Origin of the sequence: Ruminococcus sp. XPD3002, assembly GCA_900119535.1 — a bacterium.
Taxonomy (GTDB): Bacteria; Bacillota; Clostridia; order Oscillospirales; family Ruminococcaceae; genus Ruminococcus; species Ruminococcus flavefaciens_H.
Genome location: FPJT01000001.1, coordinates 20,607 through 33,449, shown reverse-complemented (window position 1 = coordinate 33,449; position 12,843 = coordinate 20,607). Strand labels below are relative to the sequence as shown.

Annotated in this window: 8 protein-coding genes; 4 read left to right on the top strand and 4 right to left on the bottom strand. The window is 43.6% G+C overall.

The window, feature by feature from the left end; all coding sequences use genetic code 11:
* Positions 1–2,079 (bottom strand): leucine-rich repeat domain-containing protein (locus BT127_RS00125; RefSeq protein WP_175541888.1); only part of this gene is annotated, 2,079 nt, incomplete at its 3' end.
* A gap of 264 nt (positions 2,080–2,343) precedes the next feature.
* Here BT127_RS00125 and BT127_RS00120 point away from each other — a divergent pair.
* The 4 genes from BT127_RS00120 (at position 2,344) to BT127_RS00105 (ending at position 8,635) form a co-directional block, all read left to right on the top strand.
* Positions 2,344–3,618, top strand: a complete 1,275-nt coding sequence (locus BT127_RS00120) for an adenylosuccinate synthase (RefSeq protein WP_075422999.1) — start codon at positions 2,344–2,346, stop codon at positions 3,616–3,618.
* Positions 3,619–3,657: 39 nt separating this feature from the next.
* Positions 3,658–4,836: a transglutaminase domain-containing protein gene (locus BT127_RS00115; RefSeq protein ID WP_075422998.1), complete on the top strand. Its 1,179-nt coding sequence runs from the start codon at positions 3,658–3,660 to the stop codon at positions 4,834–4,836.
* A gap of 4 nt (positions 4,837–4,840) precedes the next feature.
* Positions 4,841–5,938, top strand: coding sequence for an MFS transporter (locus tag BT127_RS00110; RefSeq protein ID WP_075422997.1), 1,098 nt, complete (start codon positions 4,841–4,843; stop codon positions 5,936–5,938).
* Positions 5,939–6,541: 603 nt separating this feature from the next.
* Complete coding sequence (locus BT127_RS00105) at positions 6,542–8,635, top strand: leucine-rich repeat protein (protein ID WP_075422996.1); 2,094 nt, start codon at positions 6,542–6,544, stop codon at positions 8,633–8,635.
* Positions 8,636–8,679: 44 nt separating this feature from the next.
* Here the strand turns inward: BT127_RS00105 and BT127_RS00100 are convergent, their stop codons facing one another.
* The 3 genes from BT127_RS00100 to BT127_RS00090 form a co-directional block, all read right to left on the bottom strand.
* Entirely contained in the window at positions 8,680–10,149 is a 1,470-nt protein-coding gene (locus tag BT127_RS00100; protein ID WP_075422995.1) for a penicillin-binding transpeptidase domain-containing protein, read from the bottom strand.
* A gap of 27 nt (positions 10,150–10,176) precedes the next feature.
* Positions 10,177–10,719, bottom strand: coding sequence for a GNAT family N-acetyltransferase (locus tag BT127_RS00095; protein ID WP_075422994.1), 543 nt, complete (start codon positions 10,717–10,719; stop codon positions 10,177–10,179).
* Positions 10,720–11,126: 407 nt separating this feature from the next.
* Complete coding sequence (locus BT127_RS00090; protein ID WP_075422993.1) at positions 11,127–12,842, bottom strand: S41 family peptidase; 1,716 nt, start codon at positions 12,840–12,842, stop codon at positions 11,127–11,129.
* Position 12,843: the final 1 nt, after the last annotated feature.

Here is a 12,843-nt window from a genome sequence, read left to right as displayed (position 1 = left end):
TACGTGCTGGAGTATCAGAAGTGCATCTGCAAGGCTGACATCTCCGTCAAGGTTTGCGTCGCCGATAACTGTTGATTCATCGCCGTCAAGAGGGATGAATTTATTTCCATTATCTTCTGCAAACTTCTCTGCTGTTGAACCCTTGTAGCCGTGGATCACGATATCATTAACCGAGTAACCTAATATATCTCCAATTTCACATTCACGATTACGTATAATTACATCAGTCAGGTCTTTGCATTTTGCAAATGCTGATCCTCCAATGACAGATACTCCTTCAGGAATATCTATCTTCTCTATACCGCTTTCAGAAAATGCATTTTCTTCTATGCTTGTCAGGCTCTTTGGAAGAGCAATATTCCTCAACGAAGAGTCTCCTTTAAATGCATAAGTGCTGATCGTTGTTACTCCTTCAGGTATATTGATTTCTTCAAGCGAAATACAATCATAAAAAGCACCGTTGCCTATAGCACTGACTTTCTCTGGAATATTAAATTTCTTGATATTAGTACAGCCGCCGAAAGCGCTTTCACCTATCTCTTTAACACCGTCAGGAATTTCGATTTTTTCCAAAGAAGTGCAGTTAACAAAAGCATAATCACCTATTGCTGTAACACTTTCAGGTATATTTATTTCTTTAAGTGATTTGCAGTCGCAGAATGCACTATCACCTATCTTTGTAATTTCCTCAGGAAGAACAACTGTTTTTAGAGCATCAAGGTTATTTAAACCGCAATTATACAGAACATATTCCTTATCAGAAGAAGAATTCTTTATCGTAACCTTTTTCAATTCTTTCAAATCTGAATGTACACCAAACGCCGCGCCAAAAGGAATATCACCTTCAAATGATTTATCAAACTCATGCTCCATATAATCCTCATCATTAAGTGTAAACATTGTTATCGGTACAGACACCTCTTTTAAACCTGCACATCCACCGGCGCCCCTGATAATTGCCCCCTCAGGGATATCTAACTTCTCTATACTGCTTCCATAAAACGCGCCTCCTGATATTGTCCCCTTAAATCCGTCTTCAAATTTTACTTCTTTAAGTGCCGGATTATTGCTCATAGCAACCTCACCAATATATTCGATCTGCTTTGGTATAGTTATAGATTCGTAATCACCTTGTAAAACCCATATTGCAGTAACACTATCTGGAATGACCATATTGTCTATAACTTCCTGCGAAAGATTTTTCAAAGGCGGAATAAACTCAGAACCTTCTTTAATGATTATATTTTTCAGATTTGGTCCTGTAAATCCATCAAGTACAAACCATCCTAAATCAGTTTCAAAATATCCGTCTTCATCTACAGAATAGCCTTTTGTCCCTATCTCAAGAGTCTCAACATTCAGTTCTTGATATTCCGTATGAATATTTTTTAAGCTGCATGGGAGCGACACATATTTAAGGTTTTTACAATCTTCAAATGGAGTGGAACCTATATCTTCAACGCCCTCATCAAAAACCGCTTTTTCAAGGCTTGTGCATCCATTTAAAAATGCACTTCCTATCTTTTTTACACTTCCCGGTATCTCTATTGATTCAAGACTTGTACAGCCGTTCAGGCAATTATCTCCGATCTCTTCAACAGTATCAGGTATCTCTATAGACTTAATGTTATAACAGTTTTGCAATGTGCTGTTTGCGATCTTCTTAAGCGATTTCGGAAGCTTTATCGACTTGGCATTTGGGAAATATGCTCCGTCCAGAACTTCTATAGTATCAGGAAGGACTATATTTCCTGTTACATTGTATAATTCAATGAACCTTACAGGAAGTCCTTCTATCTCTCCGGGAACAATAACATCCGGCATTTCTGCATCAGCATCAACTATATCAACATACTCTTTGCCATTTTCTTCTTTTCCTTTTTTATAAAGTATACCTTCGTATACGCCGTCCGCATTACCTGATTCTATTTGTGCTGCTGCATATTCTTCAAAGTTGTATTCACTCTCTTCAACTGCATAAACGGGCATCACAGGCATTGCTGCGCTGTAAGGTGCCGCAAGGGATACTCCCATTGATGCGGCTGCGATAATGATTGCTGCTGTCTTTCTGATTTTCATAATAAATACCTCCAAAAATCCTATATCATTTGCACGGATAGCCCCTCCGTACAAGTTAAATTATATCACGTTAATGCTTAAAAGTAAAGAAAAACGCTGTAGATTCTACCTAATATACAATCGTCAATTCGGCAAAATATAGAAATGGAACAATACATGGTGAATTTCTTGTGAAACTACTTGAAATCCTTTTTCGGTTGTGATATAATAAATTGTAAGTGTGCTTTTGCACAATTAATTATTATTATGAAAAGAGGAAACATAATGCCTGCAAATATCGTAGTCGGAACACAGTGGGGCGACGAAGGAAAAGGTAAGATCATTGACATCATTTCTTCCCGCGCTGATGTAGTAGTTCGTTCACAGGGCGGTAATAACGCCGGTCATACTGTTGTAAATAACGGTGAGGTATATAAGCTCCACCTTATACCATCGGGTATTCTCTATAAGGACACCCTCTGCCTTATCGGCGCAGGTGTAGTTCTTGATCCGAAGGACTTCATCGGCGAACTGGACAGTCTCGAAGCAAGAGGCATATCCACCGACAATCTTAAAATAGATCCACGCGCTCACATCGTTATGCCCTGGCACATCGCTCTGGACGGTCTTTCCGAAGCTTTCCGCGGCGGAAAAGACATCGGTACTACAAAAAGAGGTATCGGTCCGACATATATGGATAAGTATGAGCGCTGCGGCATAAGAATGTACGACCTTACTCATCCAGAGGTGCTTGCTGAAAAGATACAGTCCACAGGCAAGCTCAAGAACAAGATAATCACTGCGGTATACGGCGGCGAAGCTTTCGACCTCGATGCTGTTACAAAGGAGTATACAGAGTACGGAAAGAGACTTCTCCCTTACATGGCTGACGTTTCTGTTCTCACTTTCGAGGCTCACAAGGCAGGCAAGACCATCATGTTCGAAGGCGCTCAGGCTACCCTGCTCGATATCGATTTCGGTACATATCCATATGTTACTTCTTCGCATCCCCTCTCTGCAGGCGTTTGCGTAGGTACAGGCGTAGGTCCTAAGGTCATTACAAACATAATCGGTGTTGCAAAGGCTTATACTACCCGTGTAGGTAAGGGACCTTTCCCAACAGAGCTCGATGACGAGATCGGCGATCAGATAAGAAACGTCGGCGGCGAGTTCGGTACTACCACAGGCAGACCAAGAAGAACAGGCTGGTTCGACGCTGTTATCGTTCGTCACTCTGTAAGAGTAAACGGTCTTGACAGCCTTGCTATAAACAAGCTTGATACACTTGCAAATATCGATACTCTTAAGGTTTGTACAGCATACAAAATGCCAGACGGCACTGTTACAGAACACTTCCCCGCTACTCTCGAAGAGCTCGAAGGATGTGAGCCTGTATACAAGGAATTCCCAGGATTCACCGAGGATATCTCAAAGTGCAGAAGCTTCGATGAGCTTCCCGAGAACTGCAAGAAGTATATCTCTGCACTTGAAGAAATGGTTGGCTGTCATATAGGCATGGTCGGAGTTGGTCCCGACAGATCACAGATCATCGAAAGATAAATCCTCCCTTCTTCCTTAATATAAGGAGGCAATAACATCATGAAGTTCAGAAAACTGTTCACAGCTGTCCTGCTGTCTCTTACTGTACTTATCCCGCTTCCTGCGGAAAATGCTGCTGCATTCAGCGTCTCGGACGATATTAGCTTCAACGAGATCATGGCGGCAGATACCGATTCCGCAAAACGTGAAGCAGGAGATATACTCCGACAGAAAATGGCCGAAAGAGCCGACGAGCTCGAACTGGAGATCATACCTGATGCCGTAAAGGAAAAAAAGGACGTTAACGATATCATCAACTTCGCCCTTGAAGAAACAGGTATCGGCACCGAAGGCGATTACATCCGCTGGAGTCTTTCAAGCTATCAGTATGAGGCAAAGACAGACAGATACAGAAGAAAAGTTATCATACATTTCAGCTTCACTTACAATTCATCAGCCGAACAGGAGCAGATCGTAACGGAAAAGCTTTCCGAAGTATACGCTCAGCTTGATCTGAACAATATCAGCGATCTTGATAAGATAAGCAGGATATACGAATATATAACGAGCAACGTCCGCTATCCCGATGTTCCCGACGAAAATAACCGCACTCTTTTCTCCGCTTACGGAGCTCTGATAAACAGAGAAGCGGTCTGTCAGGGTTATGCGCTTCTCCTTTACAGAATGCTTACCGACTGCGGTCTGCAATGCAGAGTAGTTCCAGGGAATACCGACCTTGAAAACCACGCATGGAACATAGTCAGGATAGGCGAGGCTTTCTACTACCTCGATCCGACATGGGATACAGGCAGGAGCAAATCCAATTACCTGTTCTATCTGCGAGGAACTTCGGATTTCGATTCCTACAGCCAGCAGAACCACTATACAAGTCTCTGGGAACACGAGGAGTCCCCTGTATATTCCCCCTTCGATTCGGGTGAATTCTATATCGATAATCCTGTTTCTCTTACTGCTTATTCACGCAGAAAAATCTTCCGTCTCGGCGATCTTAATGCCGACGGTAAAATAGATTCCTCAGATGCTACCATAGTGCTTTCCTCATACGCAAGCGTTTCTGTCGGAAAGCTCTCAGGTCTGAACGAGGGACAGTTGTTTGCCGCAGATACCGACGGCGACGGAGCTGTCTCTTCCGCCGATGCCACCAATATCCTCTCTTACTACTCCTATCAGTCAACAGGCGGAAACAAAGCATTTGATCAATATTTAAAAACGAGGTGATATCATGAATGACGATAACATTTACGGCGGCAATTCTCTCGATGAGCTGGATTATACCGCTCCTGCACCCAAGAATAACGGTCCCACAGGCGTAACTGCCCCTGTCCTTGATGATATGGACTATGTTGCTCCTTCCTCCAAAAAAGGCGGTCCGACAGGTGTATCTGCTCCCGTTCTGGATGATATGGACAGCTATTCATACAGCGGAAATGACAAGAAAGGCGCTCCCACAGGCGTATCTGCTCCCGTCCTCGACGACGACAACTACTCAGCATCACATGAAAAACTCGTTATGACCGATGAGGAAATAATCAACGGTCTTTCTCCCGAGCAGAAGAGCGTTTTCGATACCCTTCCTCAGGAGCAGCGTCAGCAGATAATCGATATGCGCCGCTCTCAGCTTGGTGCTTCCGCTCCTGTTTCGGCAGCAGCCGCTCCTGTACTGGATGAGGACAATTATGTTCCGCCTCCGAAAAAGGAAGAACCTCCAAAGCCTGCGGCTCCCGTAACCGCTCCCGTACTTGATGAAGAGCCTGAAGCTCCTACATATAAACCAAAGTACGTGGACGAGGACCTCGAACGTGCAAAGGCAGAGGCTAAAAAGAAAGCTGTTGCTGCACAGCTCGTTCCCGATCAGAAGGATTCAAAAGAAAGTCTCCGCAAAATGCTGGAGCTCAAAGATGAGATCCGTCTCGAAAAGGCTGCAAAAGGCGCTAAGATATGCATAGTTCTTGCAATAGTCGGCATTATCGGCGCGATCGCTTTCTATCTTCTCTATACAGGCGCCCTCGGACTCGATTACAAGAACGGCGCTGAAGGCATGGCAGGTTTCATGCAGGACTTCGCTATGTACATCTGCATTGCTATGGTATTCTCCGCCGCAGGTCTCATTACAGGCGTAAGCTTCATAAAGTCGATAGCTTCGGTCGTTTACCTGATATCGGGAATCGTCCAATTGATAGGTGCGGTGCTGATACCGCAGCATGACGGAAGCATGGCTCTCGTAGTCCTTCTCTATGCGGTTTCACTTATCTGCACTGTCGCAGTTTTCTTCACGCTTTCTTCCAACGAATGTGTGGGACTGAGATTCAAAAAAGAATAATCCGCAACAGCCATAAAGCACGACGCTTTGTGGCTGTTTTTTAACGCAATAAAAACTGCTGTGCAGTTTATACAGCGCCAAACCAGTACAGTTGTGCAAGGCGCTGAAACTGGAAAAGTGCATTGATTTTAGTCATTACATGATATATAATTACCGGATACTCAGACAGAAGTATCAGCTCGGATTATTCTGAATCAAGGTAAAAGGCGGACGTAAAACTCCGCCTTTTTTCTCACCCTTTTTATCAACAAAAAGAATAAAAAATATAACCGGCTTTTTGGCTATACGAAAATGGTATCGATTTTTCTCACTGGTATTTTTTACGATTTTTGATATTATGCCTTGGTGCAAGCGCCGAAATACAGGCGAAAACGTCAAACATTCACAAAAGGTTAACATTTGTACTTTATGTGGGTTGTATAATTAATGTGTACTCAATAACCGCCATTAGACGGTTATTGCCCCGAACAATGTTCGGGGAGCACAAATTCTTTATGTCAAGCTCATTTTGACCTTTCGGGTAAAACAAGCTGTAGTTAGCCGATTTTAAATTGTTGAGCAGACATTGATATTATATAGATTTATCTTTAAGGAGGATGAAAGATGAAATGCAGTAAATTTATCGCGGCAGTCCTTGCACTGTCTGTTATATGCGGAGGAACAGCTCCCTTTGCGTCAGAAATGCCCGAAATATCGATAACGGCTGATGCTGTGTATGTACCCCCAAGAGGAAAAATCGGTGATAATATCACTTACACTCTCGACAAACAGGGTAACGTTACTATCAGCGGCACAGGAGATATGTATGATTATAACGAAGGTTATGATTCTGCGCCTTTTATGCAGAATGTACAAATACAGTCCATAATAATTGAGGACGGGATCACAAGTATCGGAGATTACGTATTTTATTATTGCGAATATCTTGAATCAATAACTATCCCTGATTCTGTTACAAGTATCGGAGAAGGTGCATTTAAATGGTGCGATTCTCTCAAATCAATAATAATCCCGGATTCCGTTACAAGTATCGGAGATGAAGCGTTTTACGGGTGTGATTCTCTCGAATCAATAATAATCCCTGATTCTGTTACAAGTATCGGAGATTCTGTATTTTCTTATTGCCGATCTCTTGAATCAATAACTATTCCTGATTCAGTTACAAGCATTGGAAATCATGCGTTTTATAGTTGCGAATCTCTTGAATCAATAACTATCCCGAAGTCGGTTACAAGTATCGGAGATGGTGCGTTTTATGGGACCAAATGGCTCGATGATAAAACTGATGAAGATCCTTTGCTTATTATCAACGGTACACTTATCGACGGAACAAAATGCAGAGGTGATATAGAGATCCCTGACTCAGTTACAAGTATTGCATGCAATGCATTTGAAAATAACAGATATATTAATTCAATAACTATACCTGATTCTGTTACAAGTATCGGAGATAGTGCATTTGAATACTGTTCTTCACTTAAATCAATAACTATTCCTGATTCAGTTACAAGTATTGGAGAGAGTGCATTTGATTACTGTTCTTTACTTGAATCAATAACTATTCCGGATTCTGTTACAAATATCGGAGACAAAGCATTTTATTACTGTTCTTCACTTGAATCAGTAACTATATCTGATTCGGTTACAAGTATTGGAAGAAGTGTCTTTGAAAATTGCAGCATGCTTAAATCAATAACTATCCCTGATTCAGTTACATGTATTGGAGATAGTGCGTTTGCCGGATGTAATTCTATCGAATCAATAATAATCCCTGATTCCGTTACAAATATCGGAGACAATGCGTTTCTCGGATGTAAGTCTCTCGGATCAATAACGATCCCTGATTCTCTGACAAACATAGGAAGAAATGCTTTTTCCTCAACCAAATGGCTTGATGATAACACTGATAAAACTCCTTTGTTTGTTTTTAATGGTATACTTCTCGACGGAACAAAATGTTCAAGTGATGTCGTAATTCCCGATTCTGTTAAAATTATCGGCGGAGGTGCATTTGATTACTGTTCTTCACTTGAATCAGTAACAATTCCGGATTCTGTTACAATTATCGGAGATGGTGCGTTTGCCAGCTGCAATTTTCTCAAACCAATAACAATCCCGGATTCTGTTACAAGTATAGGAAATGATGCGTTTTTCGCGTGTCACAACTTTGAATCAATAATAATCCCGGATTCTGTTACAAGTATTGGCGGCGGTGCGTTCGGTCTTTGTAATTCTCTTGAATCAATAACTATATTAAATCCTGAATGTGAATTATTTGATTCGCCTGAATACCTTTATTTCCCATATATTGCTTCCAATACTTTTTCAACCGGTTGGGGGTTTGCATACAATGGCGTAATAAAAGGCTATGAAGGTTCAACAGCACAAGCATACGCAGAGAAATACGGAATCAAATTCGAGTCTCTCGGTCCTGCACCTGCAAAGTCCGAACCGCAAACTCCTGCGGCTGATACTATTGTATACGGCGACGCAAACCTCGACGGAGATGCAACCCTTTCAGATGCCCTGCTGATACTCCAGTTCGTTGCGAACAAAAACAAGTACAAGATAGAAGGACAGGCGCTGATAAACGCTGACTGCTGTGATGCAGGCGGCGGAGTTACTCCCCTCGATGCTCTTGCTATACAGCGTCTTGACGCAAAGATAATAAAAACGCTCCCCACAAAATCATCATAAAAATAACAGCCATAAAGAAGTGTAATGCTCCTTTATGGCTGTTTTCAGTAACTTGTAACTATATTCACTATATTCTGGTACATCCCTGCGGACTCGCTTGCATACCTGTAGCCGAACTCGTCTCCGTTCTGAAGCTGTGTCACAATGACATACGAGCCTGCATAGCCGTTATATCCCTGATATCTTATGCCGCCGTCATCGGAAGCGCTCCGCAGACAGCCTGCGATATACATATTTACTCCCGAACCTGTCTCAGCTGTACCTGTCTTTGCATAGAATGTATATCCCTCGGGTGCGTAAACTCCTATGTCCGAACCGACTCCCTGCATGCCGTCAAGAAGGTCCTGACGATAGGCTGAGGGTATGGACGCCACTATCTCGGGCTGAGTGCCATTGTCCCTGACCTTTGAGGGATCGTTTCCCTTGACTGTACTCATCAGTGTGAACGGTGTTACCATATCACCGAACACTGCTTCACGGGTAACTGCCGCAAGGTACATCGGCTGAACGAGTGCATTTGCCTGTCCGAATGCTGTCCTGCGGAGGTCGTCTGCATTTTCTATGTAGAGACTGCTGGTCACGGGACCAAAATCGCAGTTGATCGGCGAACCGTAGTGGAATATATCCCCAAGGTCTGCGATAACCGCATCAGTGCCGATGATATCAAAGCACTTTGCAAAAAACACGTTGCTGGAGTTGATAAAAGCGGAATAACGAGTTCGCTCCTCTATGGGATAGGCAGGATTTGTATCATAATCCCAGTCCGTTATAAGTCCGCCGTCGGCGTACCATGCGCCGTCATCATAGAGCGAGTCGATACCGTGCTTATGTGCAAGCACCTCGGACATTATCTTGAAGGTCGAACCCGGTGTGGCAGGCTGTTCCGCCCTGTTGCCGTAGTAGCCTGTAAGTGCGGAATCGTCCGCATCGCCGTAGGTATCGGGATCGTATGAAGGGTAGGATGCCTCCGCCACAAGCGAACCGTCGGTACGCATAACTATTACGGAACCCACCATGTTCACGCTTTCCATGTATCTGTAAATCGAGTTCTGGATGTCCGCATCGTAGGTCAGTTTTACGGATGTGTCCTTCTGCCTGAGCGTTTTATCAAGTATCGCATCAAGTCCGTTCGAGCGCGAATTCAGTATATTCGCAAAGGGTACTCTGTAGGTATCGGGAGCGCTTCTGTAGGCGTTCTCACCGCTTCCGGACGTCTGCATAAGGAGAGTTCCGTTAACATCGTAGATGTTGCCCTTATCTGCGGAAAGCTCCTGTACTTCGACTGTCTCCGACGATGTATCATCCGCTTTTGACTCCGTCTCTTCATCGGATGCAGGAGCTAAAGTTGTACCGTTTTTCTTTGCCTCTTTTATTCTGTCCCATTCTTCAAGCTCCGAGAGCGTTGCCGCATCGGCAGTGCTCTCATTAGGATCTATCGTTTCTCCGCAGGACTGCAAAGCAGTACAAAGAGTACACATCAGAACTGCGGATAAGATCCGTTTTATATCTATCATATATGCTAAACCATCCTTATTATAATATCAGTCTTTCCTGTAGGGGTGGGGATCGAATTCGGGAGCCGCTTTATGTATCGCCGCAAGCAGTGCATCAAAGGACTCCTTGTCAAAAACAGGTCCGGAACAGGCTATCTCGAACTCAGTCTCCATATAGAACTGATACCAGCCTGTAGGATAAAAACCGTTCCTGTAGTAGAATTCCCTGCGTCTTATGCGCTGAGGATTGTTCGGTGAATCAGCATCGAGAGCTTCAAAATCCACAACGATCTGCCGTTCGGGATAATATTCCCTCAGAGCAGCAAGCGCCTTTCCTCCGATACCCTTGCACCGCTTCTCGGGACAGACTGCAAAATACGCTATATACGCTATCTTTTCAAAGGGACGCATTATAAGGAAGCCTGAGAATCCCTCCTCGGTGTAAATACCGAGTATTTCAAGCTCTCCCTCTTTTGCATACAGGAACAGGTCGTCCGTATCAAGTCTTTCGTTATCGGGAAAAGCCTGTCGGTTAAGCACATCCATAGCTTCCGCATCAGCAGATGAGGGAGTTATTATTTTCAGTTCCATAAGCGCCTCCTGACGGAAAATAATTCGTTAAACTTAATTAATATCTGCTCAGCAGCTTAAAATCTACTAAATAAACTGAATACAGCCAATTTTAAGTTGTCAAAGGTCAAAATGAGCATGATATAAAGAAATGCAATGCGCAAATTTCCTATTTTATAAAGAATTTGCGCATCCCGAACGCAGTTCGGGACAGTAACCGCCATTAGGCGGTTACTGAGTACGCATTTATTATACAGCAGAAAGAGTATAAAGTCAAGGTCGGCGCCCGAACAGATGATGCATATTAAAGCTGTAGATACATGAATTTTACATATGTTGCTTAGGATAAATAATTGAAAAAAGTTCGTGGGAAACCTTCATGCGTAAAGGTCTCCCACGATGATCAAATATTATATTTCTCTGTCCTATCACTTCATATTATTCTCTATGTAGTCAAGCGCATACTGCAATTCAACATCTTCTTCGCTGTTGTAAAGACCGAGAACATAGTCCTTTTCCAGAGGTATCCTCACATCAAGAGCTATGGAGCTGTGTCTGTCGGGACCTGCATCGATAATGATCTCATCATTGTCCCCAAGCGTCAGTATCGAGGCGAAACTTATATCAAACTCGGAATCCGTCAGCTTGATATTTCCTGCTACAGCCTGTGCGCAGTTCCACGTTGATGTCATGCCCATTATCTGCACATTCGGACATTTTGCGAACCTGTACGCCAGTACATCGCCCGAGCTTGCACAGTCAAGATTCACAAGCACCACTACAGGCAGTTCCTTGAATTCTCCGCTGCATCCGACCTTGACTTTATGTGTGGAACGTACTTTTTTGTCAGCCAGTCTGCCTGCGTTAACGTAAAACTCCTCATCGGTAAAGAGCGATATGACTGCATTTGCTATGTCCTCCATACCGCCGTCATTGCCGCGTATGTCTACTATCATTCTGTCCATGCCCTGAGCTTCAAGGTCTTTGAGCTGTTTCCTGACTTTGTCCCTTATTTCGGGATATTCGCCCTTTGCAAATGCGATAAAATCCTTGATATCGTCATTGCGCTCAACTGTTATGCTGAGATATCCGCAGTTGTCATTCAGCATTTCCGCATGGAAGTTATCATGTGTCCCCTTTCTCATAAAGGGACTTGCTGCTGCCGTGAGTCTGCCTGAATAGCTGCCCCTCTTTTCAAGACGGACTGTTTTCTCTCTTCCCTGCTTGTCAATAAAAGTAGCTTCAACAGTCTCTCCGCCTCTTCCTGCAAGGAATATCGGCTGCATGAACCTCTCATTCTCTATGGAAGAAAACGCCATTCTCGGCATATAGCACTTTACCGCTTCAGCAGCTTCTTCAACGGGGACTCCGTCCCACTCGGTTATTACAGTACCGTTTTCTATGCCGCTTTTGAACGCTTCGCTTCTCTCATCCACACAGACTGCAATGAATTCACCGTTTTCCAGCCTTACCATTGAGAGTCCGTAATCGTTTCCTGCACGGAGTGATATAGCCTCGGAATACGCATCCATATCGCTGCATGCCACTCTTACGTGACCATCGTGGAGTTCATAACAAAGGTCGTAAAGTATATTAAGATACTCCGCTTTGTCGTTCCCGGCCTGCGCTTTCTCTGCACGGGGTACAAGTTCGGAGCGTATCGCCTCGAAATCCAGCTGTTTATGGTCGCGGAGAACATACTGCTTGTCAAGTGTCGTTATTGCATTATCCAGTGATTCCGCCCAGTCCATACGTGTATAGTTATAGAATTTCATGTCCCCCGATACCATTACTGCCAGAACGGTTCCGAAAGAAAACGCCATAACCAGAAATCCCGATACTATAGCCGATGAGGTGAATATCCGCTTTATCCGCGATATCTGAGAAAATACCAGTATACACAGGGCTGCGATACCCGAAAACATATACCTTCCCGAACTGTAGGAAGTATCACCCTTAGTGTAATTCATTCCATAGAAAACAATGAACACAATAACTGGAAGAACTCCCAGAAGATGCCATATCCACGCCTTTTTCTCCCCGATGAGCTTGTGAAGTATCAGGAAGCCTATGAAATACAGCGGCATGAACAGCCATATGAACAAAGTCGGTCCGTCGATCGAATCAAGGATGAGTTCTATCATT